Raw genomic sequence first — 19,127 nt, 5'->3', positions numbered from 1 at the left:
CCCGCAGAGTTCGGTCAGGGCGGTCAGCGTCCGTAACCCGTCATCTCCAGATACCCGCGGCCCGCGTCCGATCCGCTGATCCGGACCGGGCCTTCCCAATAGGGTACCGTTGTCGTCATTCGGCTGTCGGGATTCACCGCCTCGATGCTCAGGTCCAGCCCCGCGGCGGGAACGGCGACGGCCCATGACACGGGCGGGCTCGCCGACCCGGGTCGCAGAGACAGGTCGTCGTCGGTCAGCGTCTGCACCTGCCCATCGGGCGTGATCAGGCTGCCGAACACGAACGGCGTTGCGCCCCTGACCCGCGCCGCCATCAGCTTGCGGCCGTCATCCAGATGCAGGGCCATCCAGTCCCATCCGGTCTGGGTGCGATCCAGCGGTTGCGATGACCATTCCCGGTCCAGCCACGCCTGCCCGCTCACCTCCACCTCGCCTTCCGGCAGGGCCAGCCGTCCGCTGACGTTGTAGAAGGGCTGGCTGTAGTAGTGGCTGGCCTGCCCGGCAGCGCCCTTGGTCGAGAAGCCGTTCTCGCCATGTGCGACAAGCGGGCCCTCGGCAGTTGCGCTCAGCTCATACGCGAAATCATTGCCCCGCGCCGTGATCTCGAGGTCCTCGAGTCCGCTCGAACCGGGACGTGCCCGCATTCGCCAGTCGTCAATGGTGGCATCGAAGGGGGCCGCCGTGACGCCGGCCTGGCCGATGCCGTCGCGGGCGAACCGTTCCGCCAGGTAATGCGCGTCCGGCGTGGTGACCGCGGCGTGGGCCATCCATAGCTGCGGGCTGGTCCAGCCGTCGGACGGTTTGTCGGGCGCAAGGGCAGACCGGAACAGGGTCCATTGCGCGCCGTAGTCGCGCCCGGCAGCGTCGCGCAGATTTGCCGTCAGGTACCACCATTCGATCCGGAACGCGTCGTGGGTACCGTGGTCACGCGGAAAGTCGAACCGATACCCGGGATCGGCGAGCGCAAACCCGCTGCTGTCGCTGCCCAGACCGGCAAAGCCCCGATTCTGTGCCCATCCGGGCAGGGCCGCCACCAGCAGCACCGCGATGATCCACCTAGCGCTCATCGGCAAACACCCTGAGCAACCGGCTGGGGGTGATCCTGGCCAGACGCCACGCCGGCAGGGCGCCCGCCGCCAACGCCGTCAGCAGCGCCGCCAGCCCCAGCCGCGCCAGCAGCCCGGGTGCGACCTGCATCGGCAGGCGCCAGCCGAACGCCTCGACATTGACCACGGTCAGCAGCATCCATGCCAAGCCCAGCCCCACCGGGACCGCGTAGATCGCCGTCGCCGCGGCCAGCAGCAGGGTCCGCAGCAGGTCCAGACGTGCCAGCCGCGCGCGCGGCAGCCCCGCAGCCCAGACGGGTGCCAACTGGGGCAGCCGCATCGAGGCGAGCGTCAGCAGCCCGGTCAGCAGCGCGATCCCGGCGACGCCCAGGGTCAGAACATTCAGCGCCGCAGTCACCGCAAAGGTGCGGTCGAAGATCTGCAGCGAGACCTGCTTGGCCTGATGCTGGTCCACGACAGCGCTGGCTGGCAGGTCGAACCGGTCCCGCAGCGCCTCGGCCAGGGGTGCCGCCCGGTCGGGCGCAACCCGCACGGCTTGGTACAGGCGCGGCGTGTCGGGAAAGCGGCGGGTGAAGTCGTCCAGCCCGACAATCGCCTGCGGGCTGGGATTGCCGTAATCCGAATAGATCCCGGCGATCGGCAGGGCGCCGCCCGGGAGCTGCAGATCGTCGCCCAGCGTCAGATCATGCCGTCGTGCCAGCTGCTCGTTGATCAGGACGACACGACCTTGCGCGAGCTCATCCCAGACGTCGGGCCGGGCTGACAGCAGTGGCCAGTGCTCGCGATAGGTTTGGTGGTCTGCCACGCCGTACACCTTGCCCGGTTGCCCCATCAGCGGCGCGTCCGCGTTCCAGATCGGCAGTATCGCATCGACCCGTGGCGCCAGCCAGCGGCGCAGCGCCGCTGCCTCATCCTCGGTCCGCGCCGTGACGTAGAGTTCGGAGGCGAGCCGCTGGTCCAGCCAGCCGGTGAACGTGCCCCGAAAGCTGCCGACCATCGTACCGACCCCGATATTTGCCGCCAGCGCCAGCATCAGCGCCATCAACGCGAGCGACAGCCCCCCGAGCTGCTGCCGGGTATCGGCGACGAACCAGGACCCCAGCACCCCGGTGACGCGGCGGCGCGCCAGTCGCAGTGCGCCGTCCAGCGCCACCGGCAGCAGCAGGGCCGCGGCGAGCAGCCCGCAGGCCAACGCCGCAAAGCCCCCCACCAGCCCGCCGATCACAAGGCACAGCGGCACCCCCAACGCGAGCACCATGGCTGCGGCCGCCTGGCGCCGCAGCGACCGGCTGGTCGCATCCGCCCAGGCGGTCGACTGGCCTGCGGCCAGCAGCGGCATTCGTGCGGTCCGGATCAACCCCTGTGCCCCCGCCAGCGCCGTTCCGGCCAGCGCCATGCCCAGCCCTGACAGGATCCAGACCGGGCGCAGCGCCAGCGTTCCGGCGACGTCGGCGCCGTAAAGTCCTGCCAGCGTTGCCGCCACCCCGGGCATCAGCGCCGCGGCCATGACCCAGCCCAGCACGATCCCGGCCGCCCCGGCCAGCAATGCCGCCAGCACGAGTTCGGCCGCGATCACGCCCAGAACCTCGGACCGCGGGACGCCAAGGGCACGCAGGGTGCGCACCATCGGGCGACGCTGTTCAAAGGCCAGGCCCACGGCAGACTGGGTGATGAACAGGCCGACGATGAAGCTGAGAAGCGCGAATGCGGTCAGATTCAGGTGAAAGCTGTCGGTCAGCGCCGCCGGGTCGGCTCCACCCTGGCCCGGATCGACGACCACCAGGTCGGGGGCGATCCGCGCCAAGGCGGGCAGCCCGGCGGGCTGATCCGGCGCAAGAGTCAGGGCGGTCAGCTGATCGCCAAGGCCCAGCAGCCGCTGCGCGATGCCCACATCCACGATGAGCGTGTTCGGCGGGGTTTCGGGATCGACCCGGAGCACCAGTCCGCCAAGGTCGACACCTTCGAGGATCGCCGCGGTCGATGCGTCGGAATACCCGATTCCCGGCGCGGTGATGAAGCCGTGCAGATCGCCGGTCGGATCCGGCCCCGGGCCGTCGGCCTCGGGGGTCAGGCCGATCCGCGTCAGCGGCTCGATGCCCAGCACCGCGACGCGGGCGGACCCGGCCCTCAGGCGCCCTTCGACGACCGGGGACACCAGCCACCCGGCGCGGCGCAGCGCGACGTGGTCGGCGGTGGTCAGTGCCTGTCCGGGTGCAGGCTCCAGACGGGACAGGCTGCCAGCGCCGAGGCGGTCGGACGCGGCGGCATAGCTGGCCCGCGCCTCGGCGTTGACGGCCTGGACGCCGGACCACAGGGCGGTCGCCAGCATCAATCCCGACAGCAACATGGCGAGTTGCAGCGGATGCCGGCGCCAGTGTGACAGCAGCGCCCACAGCACCAGGCGCGCGCGCCCGATCACGCCAGCCGCCCTGCCCGCAGGTGCACCCGCCGGTCGCACAATCCGGCCAGCCGGGGCGAATGGGTCACCAGCGCCAGCGTCGTCCCCTGCTGCCGCACCAGGGACAGCAGCAGCCCGGCAACCGCGTCGCCGGTCTCCTCGTCCAGGTTACCGGTGGGTTCGTCCGCCAGCACCAGCGGCGGATTTGCGGCGAGCGCGCGTCCGATCGCCACCCGCTGCTGCTGCCCGCCCGACAGCTGTTCGGGATAGCGGTCCATCAGTGCGGCCAGTCCCAGATCCGCGGCCAGTCGGGCCACCCGGCCAGGGTCGTACCGCACGGCCAGACGCGCCTGAAACGCCAGATTGGCTGACACCGTCAACGAAGGGATCAGGTTGAACTGCTGAAAGATCATGCCCACGCCGGTCCGCCGCAGGGACGCACGAGTTCGGTCGTCCGCCCGCCTCAGGTCGGTGCCCAGTACGGTCAGCGTACCCGCGTCCGCCACATCCAGGCCCCCGATCAGATGCAGCAGCGTGCTTTTCCCGCTGCCGGATTCGCCGGTGATCGCGACGCTTTCGCCCCGAACCAGGGACAGGTCGACGCCGCGCAGCACCGGCACCTCGCCCGCGGGGGTCTGGAACGACTTCACCAGATCCGCGGCGGACACGGCAATATCCGGCCGGTCCCCGGCGCTATCGATAGGCGCGCGCGGGCCAGAGGACCGGATGTCGCTCAAGGCGAGCGCTCCCACGGACGCAGAGGGGCGAGGGCCGGATCCTGCAGCAAGGGATCGTCGGGATTCATCAGCCGGGCGTGCGGAACTGCTTGGCGAGCTTCAGCCCCTGTCCCTGGTAGTTGGAGGCGATGCCGGCACCGTACAGCCGGTCTGGCGTCCCCTGCATCCGCTCGTACAGCAGTCGGCCCATCATCTGGCCGTGTTCCAGCGCAAACGGCGCCTCGTGGCAGCGAACCTCGAGCACCCCCCGCGCGCCCTGGCCCGCGGTTCCATAGCCGAAACCCGGATCGAAGAAACCGGCGTAGTGGACCCGGAACTCGCCCACCATCGCCAGGTAGGGCGACATTTCGGCCGCATGATCGGGCGGGATGGTCACGGCTTCGCGGCTCACGAGGATGTAGAACGCCCCGGGATCCAGGATCAGGTGGCGATCAGAGGTCCGCAGCTCGTCCCAGAATTCGCGCGCGTCATAATGCCCGACGCGGTCCAGATCGACGACGCCGGCATGGGGGCGGGCGCGGTAGCCGACGAGGTCGCCCGAGGCCGGCTGCAGATCGACCGAGAACCCGAGGCCGCCGTCGATCACGGGCGCGCCGCCGCTGACCAGTGGAGTCCGGTCGTGCAGCGCCGCCAGTTCGGCATCGTCCAGCACCGCGTGACCGGCACGCAGCCGCATCTGGTTCAGCCGCATGCCCGGACGCACCAGCACCGAGAAGCTGCGCGGGCAGATCTCGGCGAACAGCGGGCCGTCATAGCCATCGGGCAGGCGGTCGAATTCGGTCCCGTCATCGGTGATCAACCGGGTCAGCAGGTCCAGACGGCCGGTCGACGACTTCGCATTCGCGACCGCCTCGACCCCCGCGGGCAGGCGGACCCGTTCGGCCAAGGGGACCAGATACACGCACCCCTTCTCGAGAACCGCGCCGTCGGTCAGGTCCATCCGGTGCATCTCGAAATCCGAAAGCCGGTCGGCCACCCGCCGTCCCTTTCCCGGCAGGAACGAGGCACGCAGCCGCGCGGCGCTGCTGCCCAGCCGCAGGTCAAGGCTGGCAGGCTGCACCTGATCGGGATCGATCGGGTCGTCGGCGGTGATGTGGTCGTCGGCGATCAGTCGCCGCAGGTCGCGATCGGGAAGGACGCCGGCCATCACGCCTCCTTGTGGCGGCGGATTGCAGGCCGAGGCGCGCGATCAGCCCAGTGACGAACGCCCGCCCTGTCAGGGCGGGCGTTTCCGAAATGGTCGGGCCGGCGAGATTCGAACTCGCGGCCTTCCGCCCCCCAGACGGACGCGCTAACCAGACTGCGCCACGGCCCGACGCCGGCCATATAGAGCCAAGGCGTCTGACAGCACAAGAGCATGGTCCTCAAAAACCGGCCCTCGGGTGCCGTCACGCTTCGGCACACGCCTCGTGCAGTGCATGGACCAGTGCGCCGGCCTCGTCGGGCAGCGGCTCGGTGCGGCTGCGCAGATGGTTCGCCGTGGTCGTCAGCCGCGTCAGCCAGGATGCGGACCAATCCCGATCATCTTTCGTTTCGCTCGACCGCGATGCGCCGGTAGAGGGACCGGCCGATCCGGCGGGTCCTTGAGTCCCGGTGGACTTGCTTGCGCAGATAGCCGCCGCGTTTTCCCGTGGCGCGGCGGCCGCTGCAGACGGTCGGGCGGTGTCCGGATCATCCTTGTGACGGCCCAGCACGCCGGAGAGCCGCTCTGCCCCCCGGGTGCGCAGTCCGTGGCCACGATCAGCGGCGATCAGCCGCTTGGCACCCCGGATGGTCAGCCCGTCCTCGCGCAGGACCTCGCACAGCCCTGCCGCCAAGTGCACGTCGTCCAGACGATAATAGCGTCGCCCGTCGGCGCGCTTGACAGGCGACAGTTCGTCGAACTGCGCCTCCCAGTAGCGCAGGACGTGCGGGGCCACGCCGATCAGTTGGGCGACCTCGCCGATCGAGCGGAAGGCGTCAGGCGACTTGTGCATGGTCAGCGCTTGTTCCCCGCTGCCACCCGGTCCTTCATCAGGTTCGACGGGCGGAACGACAGCACGCGCCGCGGCGTGATCGGGACCTCTTCCCCGGTCTTGGGATTGCGCCCGATCCTTTCGTTCTTGTCGCGCACGGAGAACGTGCCGAAGGACGAGATCTTGACCTGTTCGCCCCGGACCAGCGCGCTCGAGATGTGATCGAGGACGCTCTCGACCATCTGCGCCGATTCCTGCCGCGACAGCCCGACGTCGCGGAACACGGCTTCGGCGAGATCCATGCGGGTGACGGTCTTGTCGCTCATCAACGGTGCCTTTCGAATGCGGGCAGGGTGGGGTCTTGCGGAATGCAAGTCAACGGCGGCTGTGCCGCATCGTTCCCCGCTTTGCTTGATTTGATTGTGATTTCCATGGAAGCCATCCACCGATGTTATACTCACCGCCGCGCAGGGTGGAAGGAAAGGACGAGATCATGGCCGGAGGTTGGGCGCAGGACGGTGCCGTGAACGAACAGATCGAGGTGAGCACGCAGGAGGCGCTGGCCCGCGCCCGGCGCAGACAGCCGGCGGGCGAAAGCCTGCGCGACTGCGCCGAATGCGGCGAGCTCATACCCGAACCGCGCCGTGTCGCCCTGCCCGGGGTGAAGCTGTGCATCGACTGCCAGACGGCCCGGGACAGGGCGTGGAAGCCCGCCGGCGGCATCAACCGGCGCGCCTCGAAAGACAGCCAGCTCAGGTAATCCGGGCAGAACGACGATCCGGTGCGGTGGACCGTGCCGGGCCTACCAGCGCAGGACGACGCTGCCCCAGCTCAGACCGCCGCCGATCGCCTCGGTTACGATCACGTCGCCCTTGGCAAAGCGGCCCTGGCTGTTCGCCACGGACAGGGCCAGGGGGATGGAGGCTGCCGAGGTATTGCCATGATCGGCCACGGTCAGGACGACCTTGTCCAGTGGCAACTGCATCTTCTGCGCAGTGGCCGTGATGATCCGCAGATTGGCCTGATGCGGGACGAGCCAGTCGACATCACCGGCGGACAGTCCGGCCTTGTCCAGGGCACGATGCGCGGTTGCCGCCAGTTTCTCGACGGCATGCCGGAACACCAGATTGCCCTGCATCCGCAGCTGTCCCGCAGTGCCGGTGGAACTGACGCCGCCGTCCACGTGCAGCAGATCCTTCAACCGCCCGTCGCTGTTCAGGTCGGTGGCAAGGATCCCCCGGTCGTCGCTGGTGCCGTCACCGTCCTCGGCTTCCAGCACGACCGCACCGGCCCCGTCGCCGAACAGGACACAGGTGCCGCGGTCGGTCCAGTCCATGATCCGGCTGAAGGTCTCCGCGCCGATCACCAGCACCCGGTCGGCCTGGCCGGCCCGGATCAGGCCGTCGGCGTTCGCCAGGGCAAAGACGAAGCCGGCGCAGACCGCCTGGACGTCGAAGGCAAAGCCGCGGGTCATTCCCAGCCCGGCCTGCACCATGGTGGCGACCGCGGGAAAGGTGAAATCCGGCGTGGAGGTGGCGACAACGATCGCGTCGATATCGTCCGGCTGCATCCCGGCCGAGGTCAGCGCCGCGCGGGCCGCGGCGATGGCCAAATCGCTGGTGCACTGGTCGTCGGCCGCGAAATGGCGCCGTTCGATCCCGGTGCGACCGCGGATCCATTCGTCCGAGGTGTCCAGCGACTCCGTGAAGTGATCGTTCGTAACCACCCGCTCGGGCAAGTAGTGGCCGGTGCCGCGGATGACCGAGCGGCGGACGGTCGCGGCTTGGCCTGGACCGGAGGGTGCGGCGGGCGCGGTCACGATGCGGCCCCGGTGACGGCGCTGCTGCTTGCGGCTGCTTCGTCGGGCTGTTTCTGCTCGCGCATGGCCTGCGCCACCCGTGCGGCCAGCCGGTCGTGGAACCCTGACTGGGCAAGCTGGAAGGCCAGCTTTATCGCTGCCGACACGCCCGTGGCGTCAGCCGACCCGTGCGACTTGACCACGGTTCCGTTCAGCCCGAGGAACACGCCGCCATTGACCCGGCGCGGATCGATGCGCTTCTGCAATCGCTTGAGCGAGGTCATCGCAAGGACGGCGGCGAACTTGGACATGACGGAGTTGGCGAAAGCCTGCTTGAGGAAGTCTCCGACCAGCTTGGCCGTGCCTTCCCCGGTCTTCAATGCGATGTTGCCGGTAAAGCCGTCCGTGACGATCACATCCACGCGCGCCCCCATGATGTCACCGCCCTCGACGAACCCGACATACTCGAACGCGCCATGCTCCGCGGCCGGCTCGATCAGGTCATGGGCAAGCTTAAGTTCGGCGCGGCCCTTGTGCTCTTCGGTGCCGACATTCAGCAGGCCGACCCGGGGGCGTTCCAGTCCCAGGCCGTTGCGGGCATAGCTGGCGCCCATCATCGCGTATTGCAGCAGGTCGGGCGCGTCCGCGCGGATGTCGGCCCCGCAATCCAGCAGGACGTTGAACCCCTGCGGATTGCGCGACGGCCACAGGCAGGCAATCGCCGGCCGGTTGACGCCCGGCAGCTTGCGCAGCCGCATCATCGACAGCGCCATCAGCGCCCCGGTATTGCCGCAGCTGACCGCAACCGTGGCTTCGCCGGCGCGCACCGAGTCGACGGCCGACCACATCGACGTGTCCTGGGCGCTGCGGATCACTTGGCTGGGCTTGTCGTGCATCGTCACCACGCCGTCGGCGTGGCGGATGTCGCAGCGGGCGGCCAGTTCCCTGCGGCGGCCGATCAGGCGCCGCAGCTCGCGCTCCGGCCCGTGGACGATGAAGCGGATGTCGGGGTTCTTCTCGGCGCTTTTCGCGATGCCGGCCACCACCGTCGCGGGACCGTTGTCACCCCCCATCGCGTCGACGGAAATCACGACGTTGGCCGGACCGGCCGCCCCGTCAGTCGAATCCGCCTGCCCGGAAGTGGCCATCTTCACCCGCCGCCAGTCTGATGTCCCGTGCTCGATGGTCGCTGATCGAATCGGATCAGGCCGCGTCGTCGTCCAGGTCGACGGTGGGCTGCGCCACGACTTCGCGGTCCGCGTAATGTCCGCAGGACGGGCAGACGTGGTGGGGGCGCTTCAGCTCACCGCAGTTGGAACATTCGTTCGGGTTCGCGGCGGACAGCGAGTCGTGGGCGCGCCGCATGTTGCGGCGGGACCGCGTGACTCGGTTCTGTGGGACGGCCATCTCGTACCTTTGATCATGATGTGGGGCGCGCGGATCCGGCCCCGCTGGTGTTTCGGATCGAACCGCGGCAATACGGCACAACGATCGGACCCGCAAGGCCCAAGGGCTTTCCCGCCGGCCCGCTGGGAAGGGTTTGCGGGCGCCAGACGGGCCGAAGCCCAGCCGCCGGTCCGCGCAGTGCCGGGCCGACCGACGGGAGAATAGCGGGAATGTTCCCCTTGAGCTACGAACATTTCCTGCTGCTGCTGGGCGCCGGGATCCTGGGCGCCACGATCATGCCGGCGGTGACGCAGAAGCTGCGATGGCCGATGCTCATCTCGCTGCCGATCGCCTGCCTGCTGGGCGGGATCGGCACCGGGCTTCTGTTCGACGTGCCGCGCATCGACGTCCTGGGGCAGGGGCCCGTCATCCAGCGGGTCACGGAAATGGCGGTCATCCTGTCGCTGACCGGGTGCGGGCTGAAGCTCGACCGGCCGCTGGGGTTGCGCAGCTGGGGGTCGACATGGCGGCTGCTGGGGATCACGATGCCGCTGTGCATCGCGGCCATGACGCTTGCCAGCTGGTCGATCCTGGGGTTGCCGCTGGCCGCCGCGCTGCTGCTGGCCGCCGCGACCGCCCCGACGGACCCGGTGCTGGCCTCGTCCGTGCAGGTCGGCCCGCCGGGCGAGGAGGAGGAAGCCGAGGCACGCTTTGCCCTGACGTCGGAGGCGGGGCTGAACGACGGGCTGGCCTTTCCGTTCATCTACCTGGCACTGGCGGCGGCGGCCGCGATGTCGGGCAGCAGCGGTGCCCCCGGTGACGAGGGCCGGTTCAGCGACGAGGTGATCCGGAACTGGCTTGTGATCGACGTGGCGTGGAAGATCGTGGCGGGCACGGCAGTGGGTTGGCTGGTGGGACGTGGCATTGCGTGGCTGGCCTTCCGGGTGGCGCCGCCCAACGGGATCGCCGATGCGTTCCTGGCCATCGGGCTGACCTTCGTGTCCTACAGCCTGGGCGAGGTGGCGAACGGCTATGGTTTCCTGTCGGTCTTTGTCGCGGCGCTGACGTTCCGGCGCTACGAGCGCAATCACAAGTTTCATGTCGAGCTGCACCATTTCGTGGAACAGGTCGAACAGCTGTTCCTGATCGGGGTGATCTTCGCGACCGGCGTGGCGCTGGCGCAGGGGTTGCTGATCCCGATCCGCACGCCGGGGCTGGTCGTCGTGGGGCTGTTCCTGGCGGTGATCCGTCCGGTCGCCGGGTGGATCGGACTGATCGGGAACGGGATGCCGCGGGACGAACGGTTTGCAGTGTCGGTGCTGGGAATCCGGGGGGTTGGCGGGTTCTACTACCTTGCCTATGGCCTTTCCCACGGGCCCTTTTCCATCGAGACGGGACAGATCCTGTGGGGCGTCACGGCGCTGATCGTGGCGGTTTCGGTGGTGCTGCACGGGCTGACGGCGCCCGCGATCATGGACCGGCTGACCGGCAAGAACCGGCCGAGTTGATGCGGCCGCAGCGCCGCCGCGACGCCTGCAATTTTCATGTGATGTTCACGCATGGTTCATGCAGTTTTCATGCATCGTTCTCACCCCGCGGGGGCTGACCGGCTGACGGCGGTGCCGCGGCCCCGGTCTCCGCCCGGACGGATCAGCAGACGGATCAGCTGTCGGGCTTGCGGGCCAGCAGGTCGGCCAGCCCGGCAAAGGGGCGGCGGGTGTCGTCCGCCTCGTCGCCGCCCTGATCGCCCGTCACCGCGTCGAGATCGGCGCCGGGGGCCCGCGGATATTCCGGCAGGGCCAGCGCCAGCGCCTCGACCATGACCGCACCCACGTCGATGGTCTGGTCCAGCGGTTCGATGTCGGGATCGGGCATTTCGACATCCTCGGCCGCGGGGTCGGCCGCATGCGGGGAAAAGACGCGGTGCACGGGTTCGTCCAGCGCCGTCTCGACGGGGTCCAACGTGACCACGCAGGGCTGCACGACGCGGGCCTGCAACCGGCCCTGCAACTCCCAGGCGTCCTGTGGGGCGGGCGCCAGCCGGGCCGTCATCCGCAGCTGCGGCAGCGCCTGGATCTGCAGCTGTGCCGCGATGGCCGCACGCTGCGCCGCGTCGGGTTCCAGCGTCAGGTCGGTCGGGCCGCGCCCGTTCAGATGGGCCACGCGCAGGCGGTGGGAAAAGGCGGTGGTCACGGACATGGGGTCCTTTCCGGCGGGCAGGCCGCCTGTCTGTCTGGCAGCTGTCTGGCGGGCCCGCAGGGCGGCGCGGCGGCATTCCGAAGACCCCGCACCGCCGCGCAAGCGAGTTCCTTGAGGCAACCCGCCGAGTTTGCTAAGCGTGCGGGGCGCAGTCAACACGATGCTGCGACGCGGCAGCGCCTGGGCGCGGCGCCGTGACAGGACCGTTGCAGCGACACCGTTGCAGCGACGTGGGACGAGGAACCGGATGACGACGACACGCCGACGGCTGATCCTGGGGGCGCTGGCCGTGCCTGCAAGCGCCGTGCTGGCGGGCTGCACCCCGATTTACCGCAACCACGGCTACGTTCCGTCGGATGACGAGCTGGTCCAGGTCGTGGTCGGGCAGACCACCCGGGACGATCTTGAGGGGCTGATCGGACGGCCGAGCGCCCAGGGCGTGCTGACCGGTTCCGGATGGTACTATGTCGGGTCGCGCTGGGAGCATTACGGCGCCCGCGCCCCGCGCGAGATCCGGCGCGAGGTCGTCGCGATCAGCTTCGATCCGTCGGGTCTGGTGGCGAATGTCGAGCGGTTCGGGCTGGAACGCGGGCGTGTCGTGACCCTGTCGCGCCGGGTGACGGACACCGGCGTCCAGGGTTCGAACCTCATCGGGCAGCTGCTGCGCAATATCGGCCAGTTCGACCCGGGCGGGTTCATCGACCAGGAATAACCGCTGCGGGCACCCGCGCGTCGGGCGCCGTGGCGTCGCGGCGGGTCAGCCCTCGGGGACGAAGCGCAGCGACACGCCGTTGATGCAGTAGCGCAGCCCGGTGGGCGGCGGGCCGTCGGGAAAGACATGGCCCAGATGCGCGTCGCAGCGATGGCAGGTGACCTCGGTCCGGACCATGCCGTGGCTCGCGTCGCGATGTTCGTCGATCGCCCCGCCGGGGGCCGAGAAGCTGGGCCAGCCGCAATGGCTTTCGAATTTCTGGTCGCCGTCGAACAGCTTTTCCCCGCAGCAGGCGCAGACATAGTGCCCCGGCCCGTTCGGGAAGCCCGGATGCGAGAACGGGCGTTCGGTCCCGGCCTGTCGCGTGACGCGATAGGTTTCGGCGTCGAGAAGGTCGCGCCACTCGGCATCCGTGCGGACAAGCTTTTCTGACATCGGGCACCTGCTGTACTGTTGACGTCACAACATAGGGCTGGTGCAGGCGGCGACAAGATGTCCACAGTCGGGTGCGCAGGCCGGGTTCCATGTCGGACGCGGTCCGGGGCAGGGGAACAGACCACCATGCGGGCGATGCCGACCGGTCGATATCGAGTCCGCCTGGCCACGACCGAGGACGATCTGCGGGCAGCCCAGCGGCTGCGCTTGCGTGCCTTTGTCGGCCACCCCGCCTGTCTTGCGGACGACCTGCCGGGGTCGGAGCGGCTGGAGAGGGATGACCACGATGCGATCTGCAGCCACCTGTTGATCGAGGACACGCGCAGCGGCGCGCTGGTCGGCTGTTTCCGGATCCTGCCCCTGGCCAGCGGCGCCGAGATCGGGCGCAGCTATTCGGCCCGCTACTATCACCTGTCGGCGTTGCGCCGGTTCGCCGGGCCGATGATCGAGGTGGGCCGGTTCTGCGTCCACCCCGATGTCGTCGATCCGGCCATCCTGCGCGAAGCCTGGGCGGCGTTGGCCCGGATCGTGGACGATCGCGGCGCCGAGATGCTGTTCGGCTGCACCTCTTTCACCGGGACCGACGTGGCCGGCTATCAGGATGCCTTTGCGATGCTGCGGGCCCGGCACCTGGCGCCGCGCCGCTGGCTGCCGCGGGTCAAGGCGCCCGACGTGTTCCGCTTTGCGCGGCTGCTGCGCCGCCGCGCCCCCGACGCGCGGGCGGCGATGGCCGAGATGCCGCCGCTGCTGCGGTCCTATCTGCTGATGGGCGGCTGGGTCAGCGACCATGCGGTGGTGGATCGCCAGATGAACACCCTGCACGTGTTCACCGGGGTCGAGGTCCGGTCCATCCCGCCGGGCCGCGCCCGGCTGCTGCGCGCAGGCGGTATCGACGCGGGACCGATCCTGGCGCGACCGCCGGAGGTGACGGCGGCGGTGACGGCGGAGGTGACGGCCGCCGCGGGACGTTGCGGCCGCGATGACGCGCCGATAGAAGCGGCGTTCCTGCACGGCTGACGCAATCCACGGACCCGATGACCGGCTTTTCCTTCGACGTGAGCGCGACCGACGGGCGTGCCCGGACCGGCGTGATCCGCACCCCGCGGGGCGAGATCCGCACCCCCGCCTTCATGCCGGTCGGCACGGCGGCGACGGTCAAGGCGATGCTGCCGGAATCGGTGCGCGCGACCGGCGCCGACATCCTGCTGGGCAACACCTATCACCTGATGCTGCGGCCCGGGGCCGAGCGGATCGCGCGGCTGGGCGGGCTGCACCGGTTCATGAACTGGGACCGGCCGATCCTGACCGATTCGGGCGGTTTTCAGGTGATGAGCCTGGCCGATCTGCGCAAGGTGACCGAGGACGGCGTGACCTTCGCCAGCCATGTGGACGGGTCGCGCCACGTCCTGTCGCCGGAAACCAGCATGGAGATCCAGCGGCTGCTGGGATCGGACATCGTGATGGCGTTCGACGAATGTCCGGCCCTGCCGGCCACCCACGACCGCCAGGCCGAGGCGATGCGGCTGTCGATGCGCTGGGCGCAGCGGTCCCGCGACGCCTTTGGCGACCGCCCCGGACACGCGCTGTTCGGGATCATGCAGGGCGGCGTGGAACGTGACCTGCGCGAGGAATCGGCCGCGGCGCTGCGGGCCATCGGGTTCGACGGCTATGCGCTGGGCGGGCTGGCGGTGGGTGAGGGGCAGGCGGCAATGTTCGGGGTGCTGGACTATGCCGTGGAGCTGCTGCCCGCCGACCGGCCGCGCTATCTGATGGGGGTCGGCAAGCCCGACGACATCGTGGGCGCGGTGCTGCGCGGCGTGGACATGATGGATTGCGTGCTGCCGTCGCGGTCGGGGCGGACCGGGCAGGCCTTCACCCTTCGCGGCGTGGTCAACATCAAGAACGCCCGCCACTCCGACGATCCGCGCCCCCTGGACCCCGACTGCGGCTGCCCGGCCTGCAGCGGCTATTCCCGCGCCTATCTGCACCACGTCTATCGCTCGGGTGAGATCATCGCGTCGATGCTGATGACGTGGCACAACCTGCGCTATTACCAGGACCTGATGGCCGGGATGCGCGCGGCGATCGCGGCCGGCGGGCTGGCCGACTGGGTCGCGGCGTTCGAGGCGAGCCGGGCCCAGGGCGATCTGGAGCCGTTGTGAGGGCCGCAATCCTGTCGCCCGGTCGCGCGGCGGGCGGGGTTCTGCGCGAACCGACCTGTAATCACGGGGTTTCCGTTCGGGGTGGCGATGCAGCGGCTTTGCGATTAAGGGCAGGAGCAATGGCAAACGACACGCCGCTGCGAAAGGCCGACATGGCGACCCCCGACATCCGCACGATCACCACCACCCAGGATCTCGCCGCGTTCTGCGAGCTGGCGCAGACCCACCCCTACGTGACGCTGGACACGGAATTCCTGCGCGAGCGCACCTACTACTCCAAGCTGTGCCTGATCCAGATGGCGCTGCCGCCGGCCTCGACCCCGAAAGTGGCGGGCGGCCCCGCGGTGCTGGTCGATCCCCTGGCCGACGGCCTGTCGCTGGAGCCGCTGTACGACCTGTTCCGCCACCAGGCGACGGTCAAGGTCTTTCACGCCGCGCGTCAGGACCTGGAGATCTTCTACCACGACGCGGGGGTGCTGCCCGACCCGCTGTTCGACACCCAGGTGGCGGCGATGGTCTGCGGGTTCGGCGAACAGGCCGGCTACGAGACGCTGGTCAAGAAGATCGCCCGGCAGCCGCTGGACAAGTCGTCGCGGTTCACCGACTGGTCGCGCCGGCCCCTGTCGGACGCGCAGGCCGTCTACGCGCTGGCCGACGTCACCCATCTGCGGGTCATCTACGAATATCTGGCGGCGCAGCTGCAGAAGACCGGGCGCGAAAGCTGGGTCGCGGAAGAGGCGGCGGTGCTGCTGGACCCGCGCACCTATGTGACCCGCCCCGACGAGGCATGGGAGCGGGTGCGCACGCGGTCGAACTCGCCGCGCTTCCTGGCGGTGGTGCGCGAGCTGGCTCGGTTCCGGGAAAGCTATGCGCAAGCCCGCGACGTGCCGCGCAGCCGGGTGATGAAGGACGACGCGCTGATCGAGCTGGCCTCGACCAAGCCGCTGACCGAGGAGGATCTGGGCCGGTCGCGGCTGCTGCTGCGCGAGGCGCGGCGCGGCGACATCGCCCAGGGCATCCTGGAAGCGGTCAGGGCGGGGATGGAGAGCACCGACCTGCCGGTGCCGCCGCCCGAGGTCGCCGGCAAGCCGGGCAATGCCGCGGTGTCGGATCTGCTGCGGGTCCTGCTGAAGGCGCGGTCCGAGGCGGAAGGAGTGGCGGCCAAGCTGATCGCCTCGGCCGCCGATCTGGACGCCATCGCCGCGGGCGCGCGCGACGTGCCGGCGCTGACCGGCTGGCGGGCCGAGGTGTTCGGCAACGACGCGCTGCGCCTGGCCGAGGGGCGGATCGCGCTGTCTGCGCATGGTGGCGCGGTCAAGGTCGTCACGGTCGGCTGAGCGCCGAGGAGCGCTCCCCGGGTCAGGTCGCCCGCGGCAGCTGGGGTCCGCGCATGGCCGCGACCATCACCGGGGAATGACGATCTCGGCCCGCAGGCCGAGCAGGTGCTGGCCGTCCCCGAGACGCAGCTGCCCGCCATGTGCCCGGGCGACATCGGCGGCGATGGCCAGTCCCAGCCCGACCCCGCCACCCCGGTCCTGGTTGCGGGCGGGGTCGAGGCGGGTGAACGGCCGCTGCGCCTCGTCCCGGCGTTCGGCCGGGATACCGGGGCCGTCATCCTCCACCGAGATGCGAAAGCTCTTCGGCCCGACCGCGGCCTCGACCTCGGCGCGGGTCCCGTAGCGCACCGCATTGCCGATCAGGTTCTCGACCGCCCGGCGCAGCGCTTGGGCCCGGAACGCGACCTGGTCGGTCGGGGCGCCCTGCAGCTCCGCCAGCCGAACGTCCTGCCCCGCCCGCACCGCGTCGGCGACGATCGCCTGGACGAAGGGCAGGGCCGGCTGCAGCTGCACCGGCGCGTCATGGGCGGCGTCGCGGGCGTGATCCATGAACGCGTCCACCAGACGCCCCAGCTCGGCGACGTCGCGATGCATGTCGTCGATCTCGGCCGGGTCCGGCGGCAGGTCGGGGGACAGCATCGACAGCCCCAGCCTGAGCCGGGTCAGCGGCGTGCGCAGGTCGTGGCCCACCCCGGACAGCATCAGCTTGCGCTGGTCGTTGTGCCGTTCCAGCCGGTTGCGCATGTCGAGAAACGCGTTCCCGGCGCTGCGCACCTCGGCCGCGCCGGCCGGGCGATAGGGCACGATCCGGCCGCGGCCATACGCCTCGGCCGCCCGCGCCAGCCGCGAGATCGGCCGCAGCTGGTTGCGCAGGAAGACGGCGGCGATCGCCGTGATCAGCAGCGACGTCGCCAGCAGCAGCACCAGCAGCTGGTGCGGGTTCGACGCGCTGACCCGCGACCGCGGAAAGCTCATCGCGAAGGGGGGCGTGCCGATCATCGCCACCCGGACCTCGCGCAGGTTCGACAGGTCCACGCCGGTGACCGCAGGCAGCTGTTCGTGCAGGCGGGCGATGACCACCCGGCCGGAGAAGTCGATGAACACCCGCCGATCGGCCACCGGCGGCGCAGGCACCGTCAGCTCGATCCCCAGCGGCACGGCCAGCGCCCGCGCGGCATCGATCGCCTGCGGCGACGGCCCGGCCATCCGGTCGGCGACCAGCGCCAGCTCGCGCGCCATGTTGTCGGTCATCTGCCGGGTCACGTCCTCGAAATGGCGCTGCAGGAACATGATCGTGACGACCACCGACACCACTGTGACCGGCAGGAACAGGATCAGCGCGGCGCGGCCATAGAGCCCGCGGGGCATGATCCGCTTGAGCCAGGAAAAATCCATGCCGGTCAATTCCCGTGGCACCCCCGGTGACGAGCCGCTAGCCTAGTGGGATGAGCAGCGCGGTGAAAGAGCGGGTCGTCCTGGCCCCGAACCCTTCGGCATTGACCGGCCCCGGAACCAACAGCTTCCTGCTGGGCACGCGCGAGATGGCGGTCATCGACCCCGGGCCCGACATCCCCGGCCACCTGGACGCGATCATGGCCGCGGCGGCCGAGGCCGGGGGCCGCATCACCCATATCCTGGTCACCCATGCCCATCTGGATCACAGTCCGGGCGCGCGCCGCCTGGCCCGGATGACCGGGGCGCCGGTGCTGGGCTTCGGCCCCGCCGCGGCCGGACGATCCGCGACCATGGCCCGGCTGGCCGGGCAGGGTCTGCAGGGGGGCGAGGGGGTTGACCACGACTTTGCCCCCGACATTACCCTGGCCGACGGGGCGGTGGTCGAGGGCCCGGACTGGCGCCTGACCGCGATCCACACCCCCGGCCACATGGGCAACCATCTGAGTTTCCAGGCGGACGACACGATCTATTGCGGCGACGTCGTGATGGGATGGTCGACCACCCTGATCTCGCCCCCCGACGGGGATCTGGCCGACTACTTCCGCACCCTGGACCGGCTGGCGGCGACCGGCGCGACCCGGCTGCGGCCCGCGCACGGGGACGCAGTCGAGGCGGTGGCGCCCCGGCTGGCCGAGCTGGCGGCCCACCGCCGGGCCCGGACCGGACAGATCCTGGCCGCCCTGCGCGACCGCCCCGGCAGCGCCGCCGACCTGGCCGCCCGCATCTACGACGTGGCACCGGGGCTGATGCCCGCCGCCACGCGGAACGTCCTGGCACATCTGCTGGCCCTTCAGGACCTCGGCGCCGTGCTGCCGCTCGGCGCGCTGCACAGCGACGTGCGCTGGCAGCACGGCTGACCGCGCGGGACCGTCATTTTCCCCTCCGGGGGACTGGACGCCCGGAATCCCGGATGCTACATCGCCCCCGTGTTCCGGCGTAGCTCAGCGGTAGAGCAGTTGACTGTTAATCAATTGGTCGTAGGTTCGATCCCTACCGCCGGAGCCAATACTCAAGAAAATCCTGCGAATTCTTAGAGTTATCCGGGGTCACTGCGACTCAACTCTAATCGTCCTCTGTGCCCATTGCTGTGCCCGCGGCTGTGCCCGGAGACGCACGACAACGCCCAGATCACCCTACCTGGTGAAGCGCGGAAACATGTTCTTCTGGCGCCGGCGCAGGCCCGTCTTAACGCTTCCGCAAGTTTCCCGTGGCACTGACATGACCGGCACGGAGACCGGCGACACCCGGATCGGAGCACCCGGACATTTCGCAGTCAGCCTGCGCAGCACCTGTCCGAAGGAAGCCGGTCGGCGCGCCGCGCGCATGGAACGCACGGGGAAATGAGCGGACTCTTGCCGCCGACAAGTGGCGCCGGCATCCTCTCGATGCCGAGAACCCTTTTTGTCAGAGGCCCATGTGAGAGCTTCCCCGATGTGGGCCGCACTCAGGTTGTCACTTAGCGTTTCACCACTTTCAGGTTACAAGT

The 19,127-nt window shown here is 69.8% G+C and carries 18 protein-coding genes, 2 tRNA genes and 1 pseudogene; 8 read left to right on the top strand and 13 right to left on the bottom strand.

What is annotated here, in order from left to right:
- Window positions 1-23 precede the first annotated feature (23 nt).
- The 7 genes from Q0938_RS12015 to ihfA all read right to left on the bottom strand — a co-directional run bounded on the left by Q0938_RS12015 (window position 24) and on the right by ihfA (window position 6,483).
- Window positions 24-1,067 (bottom strand): lipocalin-like domain-containing protein, encoded by a 1,044-nt coding sequence (locus Q0938_RS12015; RefSeq protein WP_299362579.1) that lies wholly within the window; start codon window positions 1,065-1,067, stop codon window positions 24-26.
- Window positions 1,057-3,414, bottom strand: coding sequence for an FtsX-like permease family protein (locus tag Q0938_RS12010; RefSeq protein ID WP_299362842.1), 2,358 nt, complete (start codon window positions 3,412-3,414; stop codon window positions 1,057-1,059). The genes Q0938_RS12015 and Q0938_RS12010 overlap by 11 nt, the downstream gene beginning before the upstream one ends.
- A 68-nt stretch (window positions 3,415-3,482) precedes the next feature.
- Window positions 3,483-4,133, bottom strand: a complete 651-nt coding sequence (locus Q0938_RS12005) for an ABC transporter ATP-binding protein (protein ID WP_299362577.1) — start codon at window positions 4,131-4,133, stop codon at window positions 3,483-3,485.
- 136 nt (window positions 4,134-4,269) lie between these two features.
- Window positions 4,270-5,349 (bottom strand): 2'-deoxycytidine 5'-triphosphate deaminase, encoded by a 1,080-nt coding sequence (locus Q0938_RS12000; protein ID WP_299362574.1) that lies wholly within the window; start codon window positions 5,347-5,349, stop codon window positions 4,270-4,272.
- A 90-nt stretch (window positions 5,350-5,439) separates the two neighbouring features.
- Window positions 5,440-5,517 (bottom strand) — tRNA-Pro (locus tag Q0938_RS11995).
- A gap of 73 nt (window positions 5,518-5,590) precedes the next feature.
- Complete coding sequence (locus Q0938_RS11990) at window positions 5,591-6,178, bottom strand: MerR family transcriptional regulator (protein ID WP_299362571.1); 588 nt, start codon at window positions 6,176-6,178, stop codon at window positions 5,591-5,593.
- A 2-nt stretch (window positions 6,179-6,180) separates the two neighbouring features.
- Complete coding sequence (gene ihfA, locus Q0938_RS11985; protein ID WP_299362568.1) at window positions 6,181-6,483, bottom strand: integration host factor subunit alpha; 303 nt, start codon at window positions 6,481-6,483, stop codon at window positions 6,181-6,183.
- 167 nt (window positions 6,484-6,650) lie between these two features.
- On the opposite strand from ihfA, the gene Q0938_RS11980 reads away from it, so the two are divergent.
- On the top strand, window positions 6,651-6,917 hold the full coding sequence (locus Q0938_RS11980) for a DksA/TraR family C4-type zinc finger protein (RefSeq protein ID WP_299362566.1): 267 nt from the start codon (window positions 6,651-6,653) through the stop codon (window positions 6,915-6,917).
- Between the two features lie 42 nt (window positions 6,918-6,959).
- Here the strand turns inward: Q0938_RS11980 and Q0938_RS11975 are convergent, their stop codons facing one another.
- The 3 genes from Q0938_RS11975 to rpmF are packed head-to-tail and all read right to left on the bottom strand — an operon-like array spanning window position 6,960 to window position 9,362.
- Window positions 6,960-7,976 (bottom strand): beta-ketoacyl-ACP synthase III, encoded by a 1,017-nt coding sequence (locus tag Q0938_RS11975; protein WP_299362564.1) that lies wholly within the window; start codon window positions 7,974-7,976, stop codon window positions 6,960-6,962.
- Window positions 7,973-9,103, bottom strand: a complete 1,131-nt coding sequence (gene plsX, locus Q0938_RS11970; RefSeq protein ID WP_299362561.1) for a phosphate acyltransferase PlsX — start codon at window positions 9,101-9,103, stop codon at window positions 7,973-7,975. Before plsX ends, Q0938_RS11975 begins: the two co-directional genes overlap by 4 nt.
- A gap of 55 nt (window positions 9,104-9,158) precedes the next feature.
- Window positions 9,159-9,362, bottom strand: a complete 204-nt coding sequence (gene rpmF, locus Q0938_RS11965) for a 50S ribosomal protein L32 (RefSeq protein WP_299362559.1) — start codon at window positions 9,360-9,362, stop codon at window positions 9,159-9,161.
- A 218-nt stretch (window positions 9,363-9,580) separates the two neighbouring features.
- Between rpmF and Q0938_RS11960 the strand changes: the two genes are divergently transcribed.
- Window positions 9,581-10,849 carry a cation:proton antiporter gene (locus Q0938_RS11960; RefSeq protein WP_299362557.1) on the top strand — a complete coding sequence of 423 codons (1,269 nt, stop codon included), beginning with the start codon at window positions 9,581-9,583 and terminating at the stop codon, window positions 10,847-10,849.
- 154 nt (window positions 10,850-11,003) lie between these two features.
- On the opposite strand, the gene Q0938_RS11955 is transcribed toward Q0938_RS11960, so the two are convergent.
- The gene (locus Q0938_RS11955; RefSeq protein WP_299362554.1) at window positions 11,004-11,540 is read right to left on the bottom strand and encodes a DUF177 domain-containing protein; all 537 of its coding nucleotides are present in this window, start codon (window positions 11,538-11,540) and stop codon (window positions 11,004-11,006) included.
- Between the two features lie 247 nt (window positions 11,541-11,787).
- On the opposite strand from Q0938_RS11955, the gene bamE reads away from it, so the two are divergent.
- Window positions 11,788-12,252 (top strand): outer membrane protein assembly factor BamE, encoded by a 465-nt coding sequence (bamE, locus tag Q0938_RS11950; RefSeq protein ID WP_299362552.1) that lies wholly within the window; start codon window positions 11,788-11,790, stop codon window positions 12,250-12,252.
- A 45-nt stretch (window positions 12,253-12,297) separates the two neighbouring features.
- Here bamE and msrB read toward each other — a convergent pair whose 3' ends face one another.
- Window positions 12,298-12,687: a peptide-methionine (R)-S-oxide reductase MsrB gene (gene msrB, locus Q0938_RS11945; RefSeq protein ID WP_299362550.1), complete on the bottom strand. Its 390-nt coding sequence runs from the start codon at window positions 12,685-12,687 to the stop codon at window positions 12,298-12,300.
- Between the two features lie 126 nt (window positions 12,688-12,813).
- On the opposite strand from msrB, the pseudogene Q0938_RS11940 reads away from it, so the two are divergent.
- The 3 genes and pseudogenes from Q0938_RS11940 to rnd all read left to right on the top strand — a co-directional run.
- Window positions 12,814-13,569, top strand: a pseudogene (locus tag Q0938_RS11940) (GNAT family N-acyltransferase); the annotation flags it as partial.
- 152 nt (window positions 13,570-13,721) lie between these two features.
- Window positions 13,722-14,849, top strand: a complete 1,128-nt coding sequence (tgt, locus tag Q0938_RS11935; protein WP_299362548.1) for a tRNA guanosine(34) transglycosylase Tgt — start codon at window positions 13,722-13,724, stop codon at window positions 14,847-14,849.
- A gap of 167 nt (window positions 14,850-15,016) precedes the next feature.
- Window positions 15,017-16,186, top strand: a complete 1,170-nt coding sequence (rnd, locus tag Q0938_RS11930; protein WP_299362840.1) for a ribonuclease D — start codon at window positions 15,017-15,019, stop codon at window positions 16,184-16,186.
- Between the two features lie 66 nt (window positions 16,187-16,252).
- Here rnd and Q0938_RS11925 read toward each other — a convergent pair whose 3' ends face one another.
- Complete coding sequence (locus Q0938_RS11925) at window positions 16,253-17,581, bottom strand: ATP-binding protein (protein WP_299362546.1); 1,329 nt, start codon at window positions 17,579-17,581, stop codon at window positions 16,253-16,255.
- A gap of 62 nt (window positions 17,582-17,643) precedes the next feature.
- Between Q0938_RS11925 and Q0938_RS11920 the strand changes: the two genes are divergently transcribed.
- Both Q0938_RS11920 and Q0938_RS11915 read left to right on the top strand, forming a co-directional pair.
- Complete coding sequence (locus Q0938_RS11920) at window positions 17,644-18,498, top strand: MBL fold metallo-hydrolase (RefSeq protein WP_299362545.1); 855 nt, start codon at window positions 17,644-17,646, stop codon at window positions 18,496-18,498.
- A 73-nt stretch (window positions 18,499-18,571) separates the two neighbouring features.
- Window positions 18,572-18,646, top strand: a tRNA-Asn gene (locus Q0938_RS11915).
- The last annotated feature ends 481 nt before the right edge of the window (window positions 18,647-19,127 follow it).

Source organism: uncultured Paracoccus sp. (genome assembly GCF_947496875.1).
Classification (GTDB): domain Bacteria; phylum Pseudomonadota; class Alphaproteobacteria; order Rhodobacterales; family Rhodobacteraceae; genus Paracoccus.
The sequence above is the reverse complement of the archived record's forward strand: the minus strand, read 5'-3'. Positions and strand labels throughout refer to the sequence as shown.

Coding starts and splice junctions, on each gene's coding strand:
- Q0938_RS12015 (WP_299362579.1), bottom strand. CDS start 1,067: ATGAGCGCTAGGTGGATCATCGCGGTGCTGCTGGTGGCGGCCCTGCCC.
- Q0938_RS12010 (WP_299362842.1), bottom strand. CDS start 3,414: ATGTTGCTGTCGGGATTGATGCTGGCGACCGCCCTGTGGTCCGGCGTC.
- Q0938_RS12000 (WP_299362574.1), bottom strand. CDS start 5,349: ATGGCCGGCGTCCTTCCCGATCGCGACCTGCGGCGACTGATCGCCGAC.
- Q0938_RS11990 (WP_299362571.1), bottom strand. CDS start 6,178: ATGCACAAGTCGCCTGACGCCTTCCGCTCGATCGGCGAGGTCGCCCAA.
- ihfA (WP_299362568.1), bottom strand. CDS start 6,483: ATGAGCGACAAGACCGTCACCCGCATGGATCTCGCCGAAGCCGTGTTC.
- Q0938_RS11980 (WP_299362566.1), top strand. CDS start 6,651: ATGGCCGGAGGTTGGGCGCAGGACGGTGCCGTGAACGAACAGATCGAG.
- plsX (WP_299362561.1), bottom strand. CDS start 9,103: ATGGCCACTTCCGGGCAGGCGGATTCGACTGACGGGGCGGCCGGTCCG.
- rpmF (WP_299362559.1), bottom strand. CDS start 9,362: ATGGCCGTCCCACAGAACCGAGTCACGCGGTCCCGCCGCAACATGCGG.
- Q0938_RS11955 (WP_299362554.1), bottom strand. CDS start 11,540: ATGTCCGTGACCACCGCCTTTTCCCACCGCCTGCGCGTGGCCCATCTG.
- bamE (WP_299362552.1), top strand. CDS start 11,788: ATGACGACGACACGCCGACGGCTGATCCTGGGGGCGCTGGCCGTGCCT.
- msrB (WP_299362550.1), bottom strand. CDS start 12,687: ATGTCAGAAAAGCTTGTCCGCACGGATGCCGAGTGGCGCGACCTTCTC.
- tgt (WP_299362548.1), top strand. CDS start 13,722: ATGACCGGCTTTTCCTTCGACGTGAGCGCGACCGACGGGCGTGCCCGG.
- Q0938_RS11925 (WP_299362546.1), bottom strand. CDS start 17,581: ATGGATTTTTCCTGGCTCAAGCGGATCATGCCCCGCGGGCTCTATGGC.